Here is a 20,001-nt window from a genome sequence, read left to right as displayed (position 1 = left end):
CATGCAGACGCGCCGCCGTTTTGTTTGGCGGCGCTCAGGCGAGCTGGCGCTGCGGCACGCCCATGTCTTCCCAGGCACGGCCATGGCAGGTGAACAGCAGCACCTGGTGGCGCGTGGCCACGTCGAACAACGCGCGCTTCATCAGATCGCGGCGCGCATCGTCGGCGTGGACCAGCGCATCGTCGAGCACCAGCAGCGTGGGCCGGCCCGCCTCTCGCAGCAGATCGGCGTAGGCGAACCGCGCCAGCAGACCCAGCTGCTCGCGCGTGCCGAAGCTCAGGCTCGCGAGGTCTTCCTCGACCCCGCGGCTGAGCGCCACCGGTTGCAGTTGCGCGTCGAAGGCGAGGCGCGCGCCCGGCAGCAGCAGGCCCAGATAATGCTCGAGCCGCTGCGACAGCGGCGCGAGCAGGCGCTGCGTGGTCTGCTGGCGCGCCGACTGCAGCAGGCCCGCCAGCAGATCGAGCGCCTGGGCGCGTTCGCGCAACTCGTCGCGGCGGCGCGTCCAGCGCTCGCGCTCGGCGCGCGTGAGCGCGAGTTGCTCGCCCATGCCCTGGGCATTGGCCTGCTGCAGCCTGCCTTGCAGCTGCAGCAGCTCGGCCTGCCGTTCGGCATGCCGGTGCCGCGCCACTTCCGCCGAGCGGGTGAAACGCGCAAGATCCTGCTCCGCCACGTCGGGCCGCTCGGCCGCCAGCGTCTGCGCCTGCTGCGCGTGGTCGCGCTCCAGCGCCTCCTGCGCCGTGCGCGCCGCCAGCCACGCGTCGCCGCGCGCCGCGCGCCGGGCGCTCTCTTCGGGCGCATCGAACGCATTACGGCGGGTGCGCAAGTCTTCGCTCAACATCTGTGCGCGCGCGGCGGCGGTGTCGTGCGCGGCCTGGGTCTGCCGGGCCTGTTGCGCCAGCTGCTGGTAGCGCTCCTGCGCCTGCGCGAGGGTGGCCGTGCCGGCCGGCGCGGCGGGCGCGGCCGCCGATTGTTGCGCGCGCAACGTGGCCAGTCGTTCCTGGTCGCGCGCGGCGGTCTGCTCCCGGCTCTGCAACTCGCGCCGCAGGGCGTCGAGCCCCTGCGGCGCATGAATGGCCAGCGCCTTGTGCGCGTCGTTGAGGTCGCGCTCGGACGCGGCCAGGCGCAGCCAGGCCTGCTCCGCCTGCGCGAGCGATTCGACGCCCAGCTCGCGCAGCAACTGCTGATGCGCCCCCTGCGCCTGCACCAGATCGCTGGCGAGGGCCTGCAGATCGCGCCCGCCCGGTTCGATGCGCAACCAGCCCACGCCCGGAATGTCGAGCCGCGCGGCCTCGGTGAGCAGCATGCTGCCCTCGCCGTCCAGCGGCTGCCCCTCGAGCCGGGCCCCGGGTGCCGAAAATGTATAGCTCAGCCGTGTCGCCACCGCTTGCTGCTGCACGCGCAAGGCATCGAGCGCCTGTTGCGCGCGGCGCAGCGCCTGCAAGCGCGGCTCCTCGAAACGAACCTGGCCCTCGCGGGCGGCGCGGGCCGCTTCGGCCGCGGCCTGAGCGGCCTCGGCCTGCGCCACCGCCTGGCGCAGCCGCGCGATATCCGCCTCGGCGTCGCGCACCCTCGCGGTCAGCGACGCCAGTTCCTGAGCGGCGGCCTCGGCCGCCGTGCGGGCCGCATGGTGCTCACGCGCGGCGGCCAGCTCCTGCTCGGCCTGCGCCAGCGCGGCGGCGGCCGTCTGCGCGTGTTGCGCCTGCTCGCTCGCCCGCTGCTGCTCACGCGCGAGCGTGTCGGCCAGCGCGGCGAGGGCCTGGGCGTCGTCCTGATCGCGTTGCACCTGGGCACGCGTCAGCGCGGCGGTCTCGCCCGCGCGCTGCGCATCGCTCTGCAGCCGCGCCACCTGTTCGCGCAGACGCGCCAGCGCCTCGAGCCGCTGGCGTGCCTGCATGGCCTGCGCCTCGTGACCTACCCACGGCGCCTCGCGCTCATCCCGCTCGTGCTCGCCACGCAGCCGCGTCAGGCGATCGACATCGGCCTCGAGCGCCGCCAGCGCGCGCGCCTGCTCGTCTTCCTGCTGCGCGAGGCGGGCGAGCTCGGCCTCGGCGTCGCGATAGGCGGCGCGCGGTTTGCCGCGCGCATCCAGCAACTCGGCGCGATCCGCCTGTACCTGCTCGTAGAGCCGGTCGCCGTCCTGGCTGGCGAGCTCGCCGCTGATGCCGGTGAGGGCATCGCGCAGATACGTGTCCGCATGGCCGGCCGGGCCGGCCAGCAACTGTCCTTCGCCTTGCTCGATCCACAGCAGCCCCGGGATGCCCGCATGTTCGGGTTTGCTCAGGCCTTTTTTCGGCAGGTCGAAACCCAGCAGGGTCGCCAGCACCTGCTCCGCGTCCTCGCCCTCGTGGCGCTGCCGGCCGCCGTCGATCAACAGCTCGCAGCGCGCCCTGGACAGGAAGTGCTTGCGCAGCAGGTAGTCATGGCCGTCGTGCTCGAAGGCGACCTCGACGGACGGACGCGCGCCGGCCACGCCGCGCGGCGCGAGGTGCGACACGGTCGATGTGCCATAGCGCTCGAGAAACGCCGCCCGCAGCGCCGCCGCATACGTGCTCTTGCCCGCCTCGTTGGCGCCGACGATGATGTTGAGCCCGGCTTCGAGCCCGTCGAGCTCGGCCGCGCCGTGAAACTTGCGGAACTCGGCCAGTGCGATGCGCGAGACCTTCATGCGGCCTCCCGCGCCAGGTTGCGCTGGTACTGCAGCAACAAGCGCAAGGCCGTACGCGCCACCGCGCCCTCGGCCGCCTCCGTCGCGGTGCCGGCCCGCGCCTGCATGGCTTGCAGACGCTCGGCCACCTCGGCCACATAGCCATCCAGGCGCAAGGCCGCTAGGTCGGCCTCGGCCGGCGCGATGGTCAGCGCGGCGGTGTCGATGTCGAGACTGCGGGCACGCGCCGCGGCCTGGCCCACGGCCTGCTGCAAGCCCTCCCAGTCGGCGAGCGTGACGCTGCCACTGACCTCCAGCCGCAGCACGTCGTCGGCGCCGAGCTGCGCGAGCCGCACGCCCAGCGTTTCCAGATCGCTCGGCAGCGCCAGCGGCGTCTGCCATAACTGCCAGCGAAACCGGCCTATCGCGACGCGCTCGACCTGCGGCGCCTGCCCCGGCGCCGCGATGCGCACGTCGAGCACATGGCCCGGATCGTTGCCGCGAAAGCGGTCCTGCTCCGGTGTGCCGGCATACCAGGTGCGCGCATCGATCTCGAGGCACCCGTGCCAGTCGCCGAGCGCCAGGTAATCGAGGCGGGCCCGCGCCGCGCGGTCGGGCGCGATCGGATTGGCGGCGTCGGCAGATTCGGGCAGGCGGCCGCTGACGCTGCCGTGGGCCAGGCCCACGCGGGGCAGCCCGTCCGGCGTATCCAGATGATCGAAGGCCGCGCTCACGTCGTCATAGGTATGACGCTGCGTAAGCGGCGCGGCGAGCGCGCTGAACGTGTCCAGCAGCACGGCCTGCGTGGTGAGCGGAATATGCACGTTGGCCGGCACGCAGTTCAGCTGGCGCGCACGCGACCAGACACTGTCGGCCAGCGCCGCATCGTGGTTGCCGGCGATCATGACCCACGGGCCATCGAAGGCGGCAAGCGCGTCGAACAGGCGGCGAATGGTGCGATCGGAGACCGCCTGGGTATCGAACACGTCGCCCGCGACCAGCACGGCGTCGACCCGGCGCTCGCGGGCCAGCGCCGCGATGCGCGTCACGGTTTCGATGCGCGCTTCCGCCAGCACGGCGGCGTCGTCGGACTCGAACTGACCGTAGACCCGGCCGATCTGCCAATCGGCGGTATGTAGAAAATGAGCCAAGGCGGACCTCAGAAGTACCCGGTTTGGTGCGATTGTGGCATAGGCGCACGCGGCGGCCGGCCTGCCCGGCTTCCGCCCGGGCCGGGGCTTGGCTCCGGAGGCGGATAAGCGGCGCGCCGCAATGAAACAGCGCCCGCGGCCGGGAGGCGGCGGGCGCTGCGCGAGACGCTGCGGCGATCAGGCCGGACCGGCCACCATCGCGCGCGGCGCGGCGCGCTCCTTGCCGTAACGCGAGAGCGCGAGGTCGTCGGCGCGGATACCCGGCTGACGGCCCATCACGAGGTCGGCGGTGAGCTTGCCCGAGCCGCACGACATGGTCCAGCCCAGCGTGCCATGACCGGTATTGAGGATCAGATTGTCGTAGCGCGTGGCGCCAACGATCGGCGTGCTGTCGGGCGTCATGGGCCGCAGGCCGGTCCAGAACTCGGCACGGGCCACGTCGCCGGAATCGGGATAGAGATCGTTGACGACCAACTCGAGCGTGGCGCGGCGCGCGGGCTTGAGGCGCAGGTCGAAGCCGGAGATCTCGGCCATGCCGCCCACCCGGATCCGCTGATCGAAGCGCGTGACCGCGACCTTGTAGGTTTCGTCGAGCACGGTGGAGACCGGCGCGGCCGATTCGTCGGTGAGCGGAATCGTGAGCGAGTAGCCCTTGACCGGGTACACCGGCAGGTCGAGGCCGAGCGGCTCGAGAAAGCCACGGCTGTAGCTGCCGAACGCCGTCACGTAGCAGTCCGCGGTGAGAACCTCGTCGTTGGCCAGACGCACGCCGGTGATGCGGTTCTTCTGGCGCAGCAGGCCCTTGACGGGCGTGTTGAAGCGGAACTGCACACCGAGCGAGCGGGCGATGTCGGCCAGCGCGAGCGTGAAGCGGCGGCAGTCACCGGTTTCGTCGTTGGGCAGGCGCAGGCCGCCGGCCAGCTTGTGCAGCGAGCGCGCCAGCGCCGGTTCGGCCACCGGCAGCCGGTTGGCGTCGAGCAGCTCGTAAGGCACACCCACTTCTTCGAGCACCGCGATGTCGCGGCGCGCCGCTTCCATCTGTTTTTCGGTACGGAACAACTGCAGCGTGCCTTGCGTGCGCTGCTCGTACTGGATACCGGTGTCGGCGCGCAGGCTGCGCAGGCAATCCCGGCTGTACTCGGCCAGGCGCAGCATGCGCTCTTTATTGACCGAGTAGCGGTCGGCCGAGCAGTTGGCCAGCATCGCGGCGAGCCAGCGCCACTGGAACAGGGTGCCATCGGGACGCAATGCAAGCGGCGCATGCTTCTGGAACAGCCACTTGAAGGCCTTCGTCGGGATGCCGGGCGCGGCCCAGGGCGTGGAATAGCCCGGCGACACCTGCCCGGCATTGGCGTAACTGGTCTCGTCGGCCGGACCGCCCTGGCGGTCGATGACCGTGACGCTCGCCCCCTGGCGAGCCAGATAATAGGCGGTGGTGATGCCGATGACGCCGCTGCCCAGGACGATGACGTGCATGAGAGGTCTCGCTCGTTATTGCGTTTACGTGAATTCTTGTAGTCTAGGAGTCATATGCCAGTGAAAACCACTAAAATTGGCCCAGCCAACCCGATTTAATCCTGCCGACCCCGGCTTTTCCGCCGTCCCAAAGTGAAAATGCGCGAGCTCGACCGTACCGACCGCAAAATCCTCGAAATCCTGCAGCGCGAGGGCCGGATTTCGATCACCGAATTGGCCGACCGCGTGAGCCTGTCGGCCACGCCCTGCTCCGAGCGCGTCAAGCGCCTGGAACGCGAGGGCGTGATCACCGGCTACCATGCGCGCATCAACCCGGCGGCCCTGGGCAAGACGCTGCTGGTCTTCCTCGAAATCCGGCTCTCGGCCAAGTCGGGCGACGTGTTCGACAAGGTCAAGCAAGAGCTGATGTATGTGCCCGAAGTGATGGAATGCCATCTGGTCTCGGGCGATTTCGACTATCTGGTGAAGGCCAGGCTTTCGGAAATGAACGAATACCGGCGCCTGCTGGGCGAGATCCTCAAGCGTCTGCCGGCCTCGGCCGAGTCCCACAGCTACGTGGTGATGGAAGAAATCAAGGAGTCGCTTTATCTACCGACGGACCGCTGAACCCCTCCAGGTGCGCCGGCGCCGCACCCTCGCGCCAGGCGTCGAACTTGCGCAGCGCGGCCTCGAACAGCGGCGCCTGCGTGAGCGCGTCCAGCCAGGCGATGGCGGCGGACCAGGGCTGAGCGTCGAACCAGTCGCGGTCGGTATGGGCATACTGCCGCACGAACGGCATCACGGCGAAGTCGGCCAGACGCGGCCGGGCGCCGCCCAGCCAGGGCGCCACGCGCAGCGCGGCGTCGATGTCTCGCACCAGGCCCGCGGCCTGCTCCCGGTGTACGGTGGCGTCGGCGCCCGGGTAGCGTCCGGCATACTTATAGCGGTCGAGGTGATGCTTGAAGTCGCCGTCGCAGCGCGCGATCCAGTCCGCGCCCGCGCCGCCTTCGAGCCAGCCTTCGGGGTCGTGCCGGCCCAGCGCCCAGTGCATGATGTCCAGACTCTGTTCCAATACGTGGCCGCCGGCCAGTACCAACACCGGCACCGTCGCCTTGGGCGACGCGGCCAGCAGCGCGGGCGGTTTGTCGCGCAGCACCACCTCGCGCAACTCGCAGCGCTGGCCCGCGATCAACAACGCCATGCGCGCCCGCATGGCGTAAGGACAACGACGGAACGAATACAGGATGGGCAGCACGAATAACCTCTAGAACAACACGGCGGCAGCCTGCCGGAATCCCGCTCGCGGCTTCCCGACCCTGACAGCTGCCGCAATATTGTCGCCCAAGACAAACAAGCCCCCTGGGGCAGCAAGCCGTAGGCGCAGCGTGGGGGCGCTTTTTATCGCCGGGCCGCCCCAAGATAAAAACGCCCCCTCGGGGGCAGCAAGCCGTAGGCGCGGCGTGGGGGCGCTTTTTTATCGCCGGGCCGCCCCAAGATAAAAACGCCCCCTTGGGGGGCAGCAAGCCGGAGGCGCAGCGTGGGGGCGCTTTTTATCGCCGGGCCGCCCCAAGATAAAAACGCCCCCTCGGGGGGCAGCAAGCCGAAGGCGCGGCGTGGGGGTACTTTTTCTGTACCATTCTGCCGTGTCCGACCTCGCCGCGCTCGTGCGGCCCGGCCGCCGCCTCCCGTGCGCGGCCCTGGAGCCCGATTCATGTCCAAATTGATGTCCAAGCTTTCCCGTTACTTTTTCCGTGGATTGATCACGGTCCTGCCGATCGCGCTCACGCTCTATCTGCTGTTCATTTTCCTGGCCTGGACGGAGTCGTTCGCGCTGGCGTTCCTGCGCCCGTTCATCGGCAACTTCTACTTTCCCGGCCTTGGCCTGATGCTGGGCATTCTTGCGATCCTCGCGATCGGCTATCTGGTCTCGCTCGAGCGCGTGCAGCGCTTCATGACCTTCCTCGAGATGCCGTTCACCAATCTGCCGGTGATCAAGAGCATCTATTCCTCGCTCAAGAGCTTTGCCGACTACTTCACGCCTTCCGCCAAGACCACCAACCAGCAGGTGGTGGTGCTGCGTCTGCCGAACCAGCCGCTCGAGGTGGTGGGCCTGATCACCCGCCGCGGCGCCGACGGCCTGCCCGAGGGCTTCCTGCCGGGCGAGCGCGTCGCCGTCTATCTGCCCATGGGCTACATGATCGGCGGCTATACGGTATTCGTGCCGCAGGAATGGGTCACGCCGATTCAGATGTCGGTCGAGGAAGCCATGCGCTCGTCCCTGATCGCCTGGATGGCGCGCGCCGAAGCGCAGGGCCCGGCGGCCGCCGAGGCCGCGGGTGCCATGCAGAAAGAGATCGACGCGCATAGCCGCCCGCCGGCGGCGCCCGGCGTGGCGACGCCCGGCGCAACGGCGCCCGGCGCAACGGCGTCCGGCGCGGTAGCGCCTGGCAGTGCCGCTCCCTCCGCGCCGACCTCCGGCGTGGCGACGCCCGGCGTGGCGACGCCCGGCGCAGCGGCGCCCGGCGCAGCGACGACCGACATCCCTCCCCGTCAGCCCTGACCCCGCCCAAAACGGACGACAGCCGGGGCGGTTTGTCATCACAGGCTTGCCCCAGTTGCACCGCAGCAACGCATTGGCAATGATAGCGATGGGCGCACGATGCCCACGCTCCCGGCCAGGCGCCGGCACCTGAGGGAGCGAGATTCGCCCCCTGCCGGCTCGATGCCCGGCACTCGCCGGGCCCTGGAGCCGTTTCCGATGTCGTCCCCCCTCCTTTCCACGCCCGAGCGCGCCGACCACGGCGGCATCCGCATCGACAGTGCCGATGCGGCGAGCGCCGCGCTGGCCCTGCAGCAAGCCGGCCAATTCGTGCGCGCGCTCGATCTGGCCGCGTGGGTCAGCGTCACCCAGCAAGACGGCGCCCCCGGCGTGCGCATCCAGGCCATGCCCGCCTTCGCCTCGCGCTATCTGCCCGACGGCGACACCACGGGTCTGGCCGAAGCGCTCAAGCTGCGCACCGATACCGTCGAAGCCGATCTCGACCGCGAGATCGTGCTCGCCATGCTGGCCTGCCCGGTCGCTTTCGCGTTTCCCGACGTGGCCGAGCTCGAATCGGCCGTGCGCATCAGGCGCTATACCGTGCAGGCCGCCCGCAAGACCGCGCTGGCCTTCGATACCGAGCAGGCGGAGCGCCCGGCCGGCTACTGGACCTACGACGAAGCCCGCGGCTTCACCATCCTGCCGGGCCAGTCGCTCATTGAAGGGCTGCGACGCGCCACCCAGCCGGAAGCCTCCGGCGAGCTCTACGCCTTCTCGTGCTATCGCGCCACCGAGTACGTCACGGTGCTCGGCATCGCGCAGGAGCTCGAGGCCGCCAACCCCGAGATGGCGCGGCGCCTGCAGCGCCAATGGGAAACGCGCGCCGTGATGTCGGGCCGCTTCCACGATGCCTTCCTGCGTGAATACGGCTCGCTGGCCCAGCCCCTGCCGCCGCGCTTCTATGTGCCCGGCGACCGGCTCTGGTTCCGCAACCCCGACGAGCACTCGTCCAACGTCGAAGGCTACGAAGGCTCGTGGGTCTTCTACCTGGGCAACGGGCTCTTCAATAATTTCTGGAAGCGCGACAAGCCGTTCACCTTCACCGGCAAGTGCGTCGAAATCTTCCACTGGCGCCACGGCGCGCAGTACGACGCCAACGGCAAGCTTTTCATCAACGAAGACATCGTCGAAGCGCGCGTCGCCGAGACCCTCGCCCACCCCGACGCCACCGCGCGCATTCTCGAGCGCATGGTGCGCATCCGCGATCCGCAGGGCGTCTACGCCGAAGGCGGCTGCATCGACGCCACCCGGGAATGCGCCCGCTGGGTCCGCCCCGGCCACGCCGACGTCACCTTGCCGGAATACCCGACGCCGGGCTCGGCGGATTGAAAAGCCGGGCGGCAGGAGGCGCACGCCGACGGACACGGCATGACGAATCACGCGCCCTCGGCTTACCCCGAGGCTCGCTCGAGGTTCGGACCCGCAATAAAAAAACCGCCGCGTCAGACGCGGCGGTTCACGCATCGTCCGGACGGCACTCCGCTTGTGCAGGAGCTCCCTCGCCGTCCGGTACGGCCGTGATCAGCGCACCTTGCCCTCCTTCCAGGCCTGCAGCAGCTTGTCGTACGGAATCGTCTCGCCCTTGGGCTTCTCGTTGGCGAGCTTTTTCCATGGGGCGTGCTCATCCGAGAGCCACTTGCCCGGATCGCTTCGGGCGTTGAGCTTGGGCGCGCATTGCGCCATGCCGGCACGCTCCAGGCGGGCCATCACCTGATCCATCTCGTTGGCGAGCGTGTCCATGGCCTGCTGCGGCGTCTTCTCGCCCGTCACGGCCGTGGCCACGTTCTTCCACCACAGCTGCGCCAGCTTGGGATAGTCGGGCACGTTGTTGCCGGTGGGCGTCCAGGCCACGCGCGCGGGGCTGCGGTAGAACTCGATCAGCCCGCCATAGTTGTCGGCATTCTTCGTGAAAAACTCGCTGTTGATGTCGCTGTCGCGGATGAAGGTGAGGCCGGTGATCGACTTCTTCAGCGACACGGTCTTCGATGTCACGAACTGCGCGTAGAGCCAGGCGGCCGCGAGCCGGTTGGGATCGGTCGATTTGAAGAAGGTCCAGGAACCCACGTCCTGGTAGCCGTTCTGCATGCCCTGCTTCCAGTACGGCCCGTATGGCGACGGCGCCATGCGCCACTTCGGCGTGCCGTCGGCGTTGACCACGGGCAGGCCCTTCTTGGTCATGTCGGCCGTGAATGCCGTGTACCAGAAGATCTGCTGCGCGATCTGCCCTTGCGCCGGCACCGGACCCGACTCCGAGAACGTCATGCCCATGGCCTGCGCCGGGGCGTACTTCTTCATCCAGTCGATGTACTTGGTGAGCGCATAGACCGCCGCGGGGCTGTTGGTCGCGCCGCCGCGCGCCACCGACGCGCCCACCGGCGTGCACTTGTCGTCGGCCACGCGGATGCCCCACTCGTCGACCGGCATGCCGTTGGGCAGGCCCTTGTCGGCGGCGCCGGCCATCGAGAGCCACGCATCGGTGAAGCGCCAGCCCAGCGACGGGTCTTTCTTGCCGTAGTCCATGTGGCCGTAGACCTTCTTGCCGTCCAGCTCCTTCACATCGTTGGTGAAGAAATCGGCGATGTCTTCGTAGGCCGACCAATTCGTGGGCACGCCCAGGTCGTAGCCATACTTGGTCTTGAACTTCTCCTGCAGGTCCTTGCGGGCGAACCAGTCCGCGCGGAACCAGTACACGTTCGCGAACTGCTGATCGGGCAGCTGGTAGAGCTTGCCGTCGGGCGCCGTCGTGAACTTGGTGCCGATGAAATCCTTCAGGTCGAGTTCGGGGTTGGTCCACTCCTTGCCCGCGCCGGCCATGTAGTCCGACAAGGGCAGGATCGCGCCGTAGCGGTAATGCGTGCCGATCAGGTCGGAATCGGAAATCCAGCCGTCGTAGATCGACTTGCCCGACTGCATCGAGGTCTGCAGTTTCTCGACGACGTCGCCCTCCTGGATCAGATCGTGCGTGACCTTGATGCCGGTGATCTCGGTGAAGGCGCGCGCCAGCGTCTTGGACTCGTACTCGTGCGTGGTGATGGTCTCGGACACCACGCTGATCTCGTTCACGCCCTTGGCCTTGAGCTTGGCGGCGGCCTCGATGAACCACTTCATCTCGGCCAGTTGCTTGTCCTTGGAAAGGCTGGAGGGCTGGAACTCGCTGTCCACCCACTTCTGCGCCTCGGGCTCGCCGGCCCAGGCGGCCGAGGAACCGATGAGCGCGATCGCGGCCACCATGGCGCGCACGCGGAACTGCATCACCCGCACTTTCATGACTGTCTCCTCGTTGGGCTTTCCCGTGTTGTGCTGCCGGACGCGGGCCGGGAAGGCGGGGCCGTGGTCCTGGTAATCCTCACTGACTGCGGCGGTGCATAGCGTCCGCCGCCCTCATCCCTTGCGCATCACCACCACCAGCATCACCATCGAAATCACGAACCCCAGCCACAGCGTCGGCGGCTGGTCCAGCGTGAACCACGTCACGAAGTGCTCGCCCAGCCCCACATACGCCAGGTTGATCCATGCCGCCAGCATCAGGCCGATGAAGAGCCGGTCGCCGCGCGTGGTGGCGATCGGCAGAAACCCCTTGCGCAGGCGGGTGGGCGACTTCAGCTCCCAGAGCGTCATGCCGGCCAGCATGAGCACCACACACGAAAAAAAGATCGCCACCGGCAGCGTCCAGACCATCCAGTCGAACATCGCGTGTCTCCCTGCGCCTAGACGCGTCCCATCGCGAAGCCCTTCGCGATGTAATGCCGCACGAACCAGATCACGATGGCGCCCGGCACGATCGTGAGCACGCCGGCGGCGGCCAGCACGCCCCAGTCCATGCCGGACGCCGACACCGTGCGTGTCATGGTGGCGACGATGGGCTTGGCGTTTACCGAAGTGAGCGTGCGCGCGAGCAGCAGTTCGACCCAGCTGAACATGAAGCAGAAGAAGGCGGCCACGCCCACGCCCGCCTTGATCAGCGGCAGGAAGATCGTGAGAAAGAAGCGCGGAAACGAGTAGCCATCGACATAGGCCGTCTCGTCGATCTCGCGTGGCACACCGGACATGAAGCCTTCGAGGATCCACACGGCCAGCGGCACGTTGAACACCAGGTGCGCCAGTGCCACCGCGAGGTGCGTGTCCATCAGCCCGACCGAGGTGTAGAGCTGGAAGAACGGCAGGAGAAACACCGCGGGCGGCGTCATGCGATTGGTGAGCAGCCAGAAGAACACGTGCTTGTCGCCGATGAAGCGATAGCGCGAGAACGCATACGCCGCGGGCAGCGCCACGGCCAGCGAGATCACCGTGTTGATGAGCACGTAGATCAGCGAGTTGATATACCCCGAATACCAGGCCGGATCCGTGAAGATCGTGCGGTAATGCTCCAGCGTGAACTCGCGCGGAAACAGCGTGAGCTCGCCCACGATCTCGGTATTGGTCTTGAACGACATATTCAGCATCCAATACAGCGGCAGGATGGCGAACAGCAGATACAGGATCAGGAACAGCGGCCGCCAGGCCGAACGCGATTCAGACATGATCGGTCTCCGAGCCCGTGCCCGCGCGCTGCATCCAGTTGTAGAGGATGAAGCACAGCAGCAGGATGATGAGAAAGTAGATGATCGAGAACGCGGCCGCCGGCCCGAGGTCGAATTGCCCCACGGCCTTCTGGGTGAGGTACTGCGACAGGAAGGTGGTGGCATTGCCCGGCCCGCCACCGGTGAGCACGAACGGCTCGGTGTAGATCATGAAGCTGTCCATGAATCGCAACAGCACCGCGATCATCAACACCCCGCGCAGCTTGGGCAGCTGAATGTAGCGGAACACCGCGAAGCGGCTCGCGCCATCGATGCGCGCCGCCTGGTAATAGGCATCGGGGATGGCGCGCAGCCCGGCATAGCAAAGCAACGCGACCAGCGGCGTCCAGTGCCACACGTCCATCACCAGCACCGTGAGCCAGGCGTCGAGCGCATTGCCGGTGTAGTTGTAGTCCAGGCCCAGCGCCGCGAGACTGGCGCCGAGCAGACCGATATCGGTGCGGCCGAACACCTGCCAGATGGTGCCGACGACGTTCCACGGAATCAGCAGCGACAGCGCGATGATCACCAGCACCGCCGAGGCGCGCCAGCCCTGCGCCGGCATCGCCAGCGCGAGCAGGATGCCCAGCGGAATCTCGATCGCCAGCACCGCCAGCGAGAAGCCGATCTGGCGCCACAGCGCGCCGTGCAATTCCTCGTCCTGCAAAGCGGCCGCGTACCACTCCGTGCCCACGAACACCCGCCGATCCGGCGAAATGATGTCCTGCACCGAATAGTTCACGATGGTCATCAGCGGCAGGATGGCCGAGAACGAAACGCACAACACCACCGGGAGCACGAGGAACCACGCGCGATGATCGAGGGGTTTCATTGGATCAGCTCCTCGTTGCGGTAGAAGCAGGTGTGATGATTGATCACGGCAAGCCAGACGGTCTGGCCGACCGCCGGCAGGCCCGGCTCGAGCGGCACGCGGGCGCGCAGCGTCGTGCCTTCGAATTCGCCGGTGAGCAGGCCATAGGTGCCCACGTCCTGCACCCGCGCGAGCCGCACCGGCACGGCGCCCGGCGTGCCCGGCGCGACCTGGCGCAGGTAGTCGGGCCGCACGCCGAGCGTGACGGGCCCCTCGGCGTCGAGCCGCAGCGCCTGGGCGGCGGTGAGCCCGTCCAGGCGATACTCGCCGACCTGCAGCGTGCCGTCCTGCCACACCGCGGCCAGAAAATTCATGCCCGGCGAACCGATGAAATGCCCCACGAAGGTGTGCGCGGGCCGTTCGAACAGATCGTCGGCGGTGCCGACCTGCACCGCCTTGCCGCGCGACATCACCACCACCTGATCGGCGAAGGTCAGCGCCTCGGTCTGGTCGTGCGTGACGTAGATCAGCGTCAGCCCCAGCTCGTGGTGAATTTCCTTGAGCTTGCGCCGCAGCTCCCACTTGAGATGCGGGTCGATCACCGTGAGCGGCTCGTCGAACAGCACGGCCGACACATCGTTGCGGACCAGGCCGCGGCCGAGCGAGATCTTCTGCTTGGCATCGGCGGTGAGGTTGCTGGCGCGCCGGTCGAGCACGTTCGAGAGCTCGAGCATCTCGGCGATGCGGCCGACCCGCTCGCGCACCTGGGCCGCCGGCACGCCGCGGTTGCGCAGCGGAAACGCCAGGTTCTGCGCCACCGTCATCGTGTCGTACACCACTGGAAACTGGAACACCTGGGCGATGTTGCGGGCCTGGGGCGAGAGCGCCGTCACGTCGCGCCCGTCGAACATCACCTTGCCGCGCGAGGGGCGCAACAGCCCGGACACGCAGTTGAGCAGCGTGGTCTTGCCGCAGCCCGAGGGGCCGAGCAGCGCGTACGCGCCGCCGTCCTCGAACGTAAAGCGCAGGGGCAGCAGCGCGTAATCCTCGTCGCGCTGGGGATGCGGCACATAGGCGTGTGCGAGGTCGAGGTCGATACGTGCCATCAGCGCATCTCCCCCCGCGCCGAGGGCGCGGCCAGCAGCCAGCCCGCCGCATCGAAGGCGTAGGTGTCGGCCGGATCGACGTGCAGCGTAAGCGGCGCCTGCAGGGCGTGGCGATGCACGCCGGGCAACTGCGCCACGATCGATCCAGCGGCGGTGTCCAGATGCAGGAAGGTGTCGGAACCCGATATCTCGGCCAGGGCCACCGTCCCGGGCAGGGCCACGTCGCCCGGACGCGGCGCCACCCGGAACGCGCCGGCGCGAATGCCGGCCGTCAGGGTCTGGCGCGAGGCATCGGGCGCCGGAGCGCCGGGTGCCGGAGCGCCGGCCGCCGCTGCGTCGGGCGCCGATGCGCCGGGCGCCGATGCGCCGGGCGCCGATGCGCCGGGCGCCGATGCGCCGGCCGCCGCCTCGGGCAGCGCGCGCGGCAGGAACAGCCCGCCTGGCAGGCGCAGGCCGCCCGCCTCGCGCTCGGCCGCGAACAGATTCATGGGGGGGTCGCTGAATGCGCGCGCCACGCGCAGCGAGGCCGGCCGGTGAAAGACCTCGGCCGTGGGCCCGTACTGCAGCAGTTCGCCGGCGTCCAGCACCGCGGTGTGGCCGCCCAGCAACAGCGCCTCGGCCGGCTCGGTGGTGGCGTAGACCACCGTCGAGCGGCCCTCGGCAAACAGGCCGGCGAGCTCGTCGCGCAGGGATTCGCGCAGCTTGTAATCCAGATTGACCAGCGGCTCGTCGAGCAGCACCAGCGGCGCCTGCTTCACGAGCGCCCGCGCCAGTGCCACGCGCTGCTGCTGCCCGCCCGACAGCTCCGCGGGCAGGCGCTCCAGCAGGTGATCGATGCGCAGGCGGGCCGCCATGGCGCGCACGGCGGCGTCGATGTCGGCACGCTTGCCGCCGCGCAGGCGCAGCGGCGAGGCGATGTTGTCGGCGACGGTGAGCGAGGGATAGTTGATGAACTGCTGATACACCATCGCCACGTTGCGCTGGCGCACCGGCACGCCGGTGACGTCGTGGCCATCGACGCGCACGTGGCCGCCGCTGGGGCGGTCGAGCCCGGCCATGACGCGCATCAGCGTGGTCTTGCCCGCCAGGGTGGCCCCCAGCAGCACCGTCATGGCGCCCGGCACGGGCGCCAGGCTCATGGGATACAGGTGGACCTGAGACCCGGCATGCACTTCGATGCCATCCAACACCAGCTCCATCCGGCCTCCTCCAGCCATCGGCGATGCTGCGACTTCAAGGGTGCTGCGTGCGCTTTCTTTTGTTTTTTTGCGTTTTACAGAAGAAACGAACCAAAAACAATCCCGCACTGCGTCATCATTTTTCGGTTTTGTTGTTTTATGATGCAACCATGACACTCAATCCACGACAAAGCGCCCTGGTCGAGCTGGTCCGAAGCCAGGGATCGGCTTCGATCGAGGCCCTGGCGCGCCATTTCGACGTCACGCTGCAAACCGTGCGGCGCGACGTCAATCTGCTGGCCGAGGCTGGCATGTTGGCACGCTTTCATGGCGGCGTCCGGATCGAAGCCTCCACCATCGAGAATATCGCGTATCGCAAGCGCCAGGGGCTTCATGCCGACGGCAAACGCCGCATCGCCGAGGCCGTGGCCCGCGCCGTGCCCGATGGCTGTTCGCTTCTGATCAATATCGGCACCACCACCGAAGCCATCGCGCGCGCGCTGCTGCGCCATCGCGGCCTGCGCGTGATCACCAACAACCTGCACGTGGCCGACATCCTGTCCGACAACCCGGATTGCGAGGTGATCATCGCCGGTGGCGTGGTGCGCCCGCGCGACCGCGGCATCACCGGCGAGGCCACGATCGATTTCATCCGCCAGTTCAAGGTCGACATCGGCCTGATCGGCATCTCGGGCATCGAGGCCGATGGCACGCTGCGCGACTACGACTTCCGCGAAGTGCGCGTGGCCCGCAGCATCATCGAGCAGTCGCGTGAGGTGTGGCTGGCTGCCGACAGCAGCAAGTTCCAGCGCCAGGCCATGGTCGAGCTGGCCCACATCTCCAAGATCGACCGCTTTTTCACCGATGCCCGCCCGCATGCGCAGCTCGCGCAGGCCCTGAGCGAAGCCGGCGTGCGCTGCGAGATCTCCGACGCCGGCCCCGGTGAGGATGTCCTGCACGCCACCGACGACTTCAACGACACCCCTTGAGCCGGCCGCATCGGCCCGTCCCTCTCATACTCCGCACGCCCATTCCATGACTGAACACGCCTCTCCTGCCCTGCCCCACCGCGCGGCCCTCCTAGACACCCTGCGCCAGCCCCAGACCTGGGACGTGATCGTGATCGGCGGCGGCGCCACGGGCCTGGGCACCGCGGTCGACGCGGCGGCACGCGGCCTGCGCACGCTGCTGGTCGAAGGCGCCGACTTCGCCAAAGGCACCTCCAGCCGCGCCACCAAACTCGTGCACGGCGGCGTGCGCTACCTGGCCCAGGGCAACATCAGCCTGGTGCGCGAGGCCCTGCACGAGCGCGGTCTGCTGGCGCGCAATGCCCCGCACCTGGCCTGGCCGCTGGGCTTCGTGGTGCCCGCCTACACGCTGCTGGACCAGCCGTTCTACGGCATCGGCCTCAAGGTGTACGACATGCTGGCCGGCAAGCTGAATCTCGCGTCCAGCCGCTGGCTCTCGCGTGCCGATACCATCGCCCACGCGGCCACCGTCGCGCCCGAGGTCAATGGCAAGCGCCTGCGCGGGGGGGTGCTCTATTACGACGGCCAGTTCGACGACGCGCGCCTGGCGCTGGCGCTGATGCGCACGCTGTTCGACCAGGGCGGCACCGCGATCAACTACATGCGCGCCGAAGGGCTGACGCGCACGGACGACAAGATCGACGGCGTGACGCTGCGCGACGATATCGGCGGCGGCCAGTACACCGTGCAGGGTAAATGCATCATCAACGCGACCGGCGTCTGGGTGGACGCCGTGCGCCGCATGGACGATCCGCAGGCTCAGACCATGGTCGCCCCCAGCCAGGGCACGCACCTGACGCTGCCGCGCGAATTCCTGCCGGGCGACGACGCCATCCTGATTCCCAAGACCGACGACGGCCGCGTGCTGTTCGTGGTGCCGTGGAACGGCCACACCATCGTCGGTACGACCGACAGCCCGCGCTCGGACCTGCCGCTCGAGCCCAAGGCCGATGAGCGCGAAATCGACTTCATCCTGGAAACCGCGGGCCGCTACCTGACCCGCAAGCCGACGCGCGCCGACGTCACCAGCATCTGGGCCGGCCTGCGCCCGCTGGTGAAGGCCACCGGCGATGCCGCCACCAAGTCCCTGTCGCGCGAGCACACCATTCTGGTGTCGGCCTCGGGTCTGGTCACGGTCACGGGCGGTAAGTGGACGACCTATCGCCGCATGGCCCAGGACGTGATCGATACCGCCATCGAAAAACAGTTGCTGCCGCAACGACCCTGCGCGACGGCCGCCCTGCCGCTGCACGGCGCGCCGCGTCCGGGCACCGCGCTGCCGGCGGCCCAGGGCACGCCCGACAGCTACTACGGCACGGACCTGGCCACGGTGCGCGCCCTGCCGGGTGCCGACCGCATGCTGGTCAAGGCCAGCGGCCTGACCGAAGCTCACGTACGCTACGCCGCCCGCGCCGAGCTGGCGCGCACGGTCGAAGACGTGCTGGCGCGGCGCAACCGCGCGCTGTTCCTCGATGCGGCGGCCGCCGAAGCGGCCGCGCCCGAAGTGGCCCGTCTGCTGGCTGAAGAGCTGGGCCACGATGCGGTCTGGCAGCAGGCCCAGCAGACCGCCTTCGCGGCCGTCGCGGCGGGCTACCGCCTGCACTGAGGCCACGGAGCCCCGCCGCGTTCGCGACTTGGTTGATTCCTGACTCAGTTCTCGAGCGCGGCGAGCAACGCGCGGGCCGCCGCTTCCGACGAGGCCGGGTTCTGACCGGTGATGAGCAGGCCATCGCTGGCCACGTGCACGGCCCAGTCGGGTCCGCGCGTGTAGTGCCCGCCCAGCCGCTTGAGCTCGTCTTCCACCAGGAACGGCACCACCTTCTCGAGTTGCACCGCCCGCTCCTCGGTATCGGAAAAGCCCGTCACGTGCCGTCCCGCCACGAGCGGACGGCCATCGGCGGCCTTCGCATGGCGCAGCACGCCCGGCGCATGACAGACCGCGGCCACGGGCTTGCCCGCCGCGAGCAGCGTCTCGATCAGCGAGATCGAGCGGCGATCTTCCGCCAGATCCCACAGCGGCCCGTGGCCACCGGGATAGAACACGGCGTCATGCTCGGCCGCGTCGACCTGCGCGAGCGGCACCGTGGCGGCCAGGCGTGCCTGGGCCTCGGCATCGGCATCGAAACGGCGCGTGGCCTCGGTCTGCGCGTCCGGATCACTGCTCTTGGGATCGAGCGGCGGCTGCCCGCCCGCCGGCGAGGCCAGCACCAGCTCGGCGCCCGCATCCTTGAAGACGTAATAAGGCGCGGCGAACTCCTCGAGCCAGAAGCCCGTCTTGCGGCCCGTGTCGCCCAGCCGGTCGTGCGAGGTCAGCACCATCAGGATCTTCATCATGCACTCCCTTCGTCCGTGCCGACGCGCACGATGCGCTTGCCGGCGTTTTCTCCTCGCAACAGGCCGATGAGGCCCTGCGGCGCGGCCTGCAATCCCTCGACCACGTCCTCGCGATACTTGACCTGGCCTTGCTCCAGCCATCCCGTCATCTCGCGCCGGAACGCGCCGAATCCATCGGGATAGTCCTGCATGATGATGAAGCCCTGCACGCGCAAGCGCTTGGTCAGAATGGTACGCGTCAGCAGCGGCAGTCGATCCGGACCGTCGGGCAGCGACGTGGCGTTATAGGCCGAGATCAGGCCGCACACCGGAATACGTGCGCGGGTATTGAGGCGCGGCAGGACCGCGTCGAAAGTCTTGCCGCCCACGTTCTCGAAATACACGTCGATGCCCTTGGGCGTGACCTCCGCGAGCGCGCCGGCCAGGTCCGGGCCACGATGATCCACGCACGCGTCCATGCCCAGCACTTCGACGGCGTAGCGGCACTTGTCGGCGCCGCCCGCCACGCCGACGACCCGGCAACCCTTCAGCCGTGCCACCTGCGCGACGACCGAGCCCACCGCGCCGGTGGCCGCGCCGACCACCACGGTTTCGCCGGGCTGGGGCTGGCCGATGTCCAGCAGCCCCTGATAGCCGGTATAGCCCGGCATGCCCAGCACGCCCAGCGCATACGAGGGATGCTCCGGCGCCGCGCCGAGCGGCAGCAGGCCCGTGCCATCCGACAGGCTGTAGTCCTGCCAGCCGGCATACGACAGCACCCAGTCGCCGACCTGATATTTGGGATGATGGCTGGCCACGACGCGACTGACCGTGCCGCCCACCATCACCGCGCCCAGCGCCACGGGATCGGCGTACGACGCCGCGTCGCTCATGCGGCCGCGCATGTAGGGATCGAGCGAGAGATAGACGGTGCGCAAGAGCACCTGGCCCTCGCCGGGCGTGGGCACCGCATCGGTCTCGAGCCGGAAATCCTCGGCAACGGGCTCGCCCTGCGGGCGCCGTGCGAGCACGACACGGCGATTGATCGTGGCGGATTGAGATGTCGTCATCGGATACAGCCTCCTCGCGCAATGCGCATGGTGGGCGCGGGTCCGCATGGCCGGTGACGCCGGCCGGGCAACCTGTCCGCGCCCGTT

Annotated in this window: 16 protein-coding genes and 1 pseudogene; 5 read left to right on the top strand and 12 right to left on the bottom strand. The window is 68.7% G+C overall.

What is annotated here, in order from left to right; translation table 11 throughout:
• Window positions 1–34 precede the first annotated feature (34 nt).
• The 3 genes from CAL25_RS07840 to CAL25_RS07830 form a co-directional block, all read right to left on the bottom strand.
• Window positions 35–2,665 carry an AAA family ATPase gene (locus CAL25_RS07840; RefSeq protein WP_094799369.1) on the bottom strand — a complete coding sequence of 877 codons (2,631 nt, stop codon included), beginning with the start codon at window positions 2,663–2,665 and terminating at the stop codon, window positions 35–37.
• Window positions 2,662–3,795: a metallophosphoesterase family protein gene (locus CAL25_RS07835; RefSeq protein ID WP_094799368.1), complete on the bottom strand. Its 1,134-nt coding sequence runs from the start codon at window positions 3,793–3,795 to the stop codon at window positions 2,662–2,664. Before CAL25_RS07835 ends, CAL25_RS07840 begins: the two co-directional genes overlap by 4 nt.
• Window positions 3,796–3,972: 177 nt before the next feature.
• Window positions 3,973–5,271: a D-amino acid dehydrogenase gene (locus tag CAL25_RS07830; RefSeq protein WP_094799367.1), complete on the bottom strand. Its 1,299-nt coding sequence runs from the start codon at window positions 5,269–5,271 to the stop codon at window positions 3,973–3,975.
• 138 nt (window positions 5,272–5,409) lie between these two features.
• Here CAL25_RS07830 and CAL25_RS07825 point away from each other — a divergent pair, with 138 nt between their 5' ends.
• On the top strand, window positions 5,410–5,877 hold the full coding sequence (locus CAL25_RS07825) for a winged helix-turn-helix transcriptional regulator (RefSeq protein ID WP_094799366.1): 468 nt from the start codon (window positions 5,410–5,412) through the stop codon (window positions 5,875–5,877).
• Here CAL25_RS07825 and CAL25_RS07820 read toward each other — a convergent pair.
• Entirely contained in the window at window positions 5,843–6,505 is a 663-nt protein-coding gene (locus CAL25_RS07820) for a glutathione S-transferase (RefSeq protein WP_094799365.1), read from the bottom strand. The genes CAL25_RS07825 and CAL25_RS07820 overlap by 35 nt on opposite strands.
• A 468-nt stretch (window positions 6,506–6,973) precedes the next feature.
• Between CAL25_RS07820 and CAL25_RS07815 the strand changes: the two are divergent.
• Window positions 6,974–7,672, top strand: a pseudogene (locus CAL25_RS07815) (DUF502 domain-containing protein); the annotation flags it as partial.
• A gap of 336 nt (window positions 7,673–8,008) precedes the next feature.
• Window positions 8,009–9,178: a hypothetical protein gene (locus CAL25_RS07810; protein WP_094799364.1), complete on the top strand. Its 1,170-nt coding sequence runs from the start codon at window positions 8,009–8,011 to the stop codon at window positions 9,176–9,178.
• A gap of 192 nt (window positions 9,179–9,370) precedes the next feature.
• On the opposite strand, the gene CAL25_RS07805 is transcribed toward CAL25_RS07810, so the two are convergent.
• From CAL25_RS07805 to CAL25_RS07780, 6 genes are all read right to left on the bottom strand, one after another.
• Window positions 9,371–11,101, bottom strand: a complete 1,731-nt coding sequence (locus CAL25_RS07805; RefSeq protein WP_094799488.1) for an ABC transporter substrate-binding protein — start codon at window positions 11,099–11,101, stop codon at window positions 9,371–9,373.
• Between the two features lie 129 nt (window positions 11,102–11,230).
• Window positions 11,231–11,539 carry a DUF2160 domain-containing protein gene (locus CAL25_RS07800; protein ID WP_094799363.1) on the bottom strand — a complete coding sequence of 103 codons (309 nt, stop codon included), beginning with the start codon at window positions 11,537–11,539 and terminating at the stop codon, window positions 11,231–11,233.
• 17 nt (window positions 11,540–11,556) lie between these two features.
• A complete protein-coding gene (locus CAL25_RS07795) occupies window positions 11,557–12,369 on the bottom strand; it encodes a carbohydrate ABC transporter permease (protein WP_094799362.1) in 813 nt (270 codons plus the stop codon).
• Window positions 12,362–13,240, bottom strand: a complete 879-nt coding sequence (locus tag CAL25_RS07790; RefSeq protein WP_094799361.1) for a carbohydrate ABC transporter permease — start codon at window positions 13,238–13,240, stop codon at window positions 12,362–12,364. The genes CAL25_RS07795 and CAL25_RS07790 overlap by 8 nt, the downstream gene beginning before the upstream one ends.
• On the bottom strand, window positions 13,237–14,325 hold the full coding sequence (locus tag CAL25_RS07785; protein WP_094799360.1) for an ABC transporter ATP-binding protein: 1,089 nt from the start codon (window positions 14,323–14,325) through the stop codon (window positions 13,237–13,239). Before CAL25_RS07785 ends, CAL25_RS07790 begins: the two co-directional genes overlap by 4 nt.
• Window positions 14,325–15,524, bottom strand: a complete 1,200-nt coding sequence (locus tag CAL25_RS07780) for an ABC transporter ATP-binding protein (RefSeq protein ID WP_094799359.1) — start codon at window positions 15,522–15,524, stop codon at window positions 14,325–14,327. Before CAL25_RS07780 ends, CAL25_RS07785 begins: the two co-directional genes overlap by 1 nt.
• Before the next feature lie 149 nt (window positions 15,525–15,673).
• Between CAL25_RS07780 and CAL25_RS07775 the strand changes: the two genes are divergently transcribed.
• Window positions 15,674–16,492 carry a DeoR/GlpR family DNA-binding transcription regulator gene (locus CAL25_RS07775; protein ID WP_170948427.1) on the top strand — a complete coding sequence of 273 codons (819 nt, stop codon included), beginning with the start codon at window positions 15,674–15,676 and terminating at the stop codon, window positions 16,490–16,492.
• A 46-nt stretch (window positions 16,493–16,538) separates the two neighbouring features.
• Window positions 16,539–18,137: a glycerol-3-phosphate dehydrogenase/oxidase gene (locus CAL25_RS07770; RefSeq protein WP_094799357.1), complete on the top strand. Its 1,599-nt coding sequence runs from the start codon at window positions 16,539–16,541 to the stop codon at window positions 18,135–18,137.
• A gap of 44 nt (window positions 18,138–18,181) precedes the next feature.
• Here CAL25_RS07770 and CAL25_RS07765 read toward each other — a convergent pair whose 3' ends face one another.
• Complete coding sequence (locus tag CAL25_RS07765) at window positions 18,182–18,862, bottom strand: type 1 glutamine amidotransferase domain-containing protein (protein WP_094799356.1); 681 nt, start codon at window positions 18,860–18,862, stop codon at window positions 18,182–18,184.
• Window positions 18,862–19,914 carry an NADP-dependent oxidoreductase gene (locus CAL25_RS07760; RefSeq protein ID WP_094799355.1) on the bottom strand — a complete coding sequence of 351 codons (1,053 nt, stop codon included), beginning with the start codon at window positions 19,912–19,914 and terminating at the stop codon, window positions 18,862–18,864. Before CAL25_RS07760 ends, CAL25_RS07765 begins: the two co-directional genes overlap by 1 nt.
• Window positions 19,915–20,001 lie beyond the last annotated feature (87 nt).

The organism is Bordetella genomosp. 5 (assembly GCF_002261315.1).
In the GTDB taxonomy this organism is placed as follows: Bacteria; Pseudomonadota; Gammaproteobacteria; order Burkholderiales; family Burkholderiaceae_B; genus Bordetella.
Note: the sequence above shows the minus strand (reverse complement) of the source record. Positions and strands in the feature narration are given on the sequence as shown.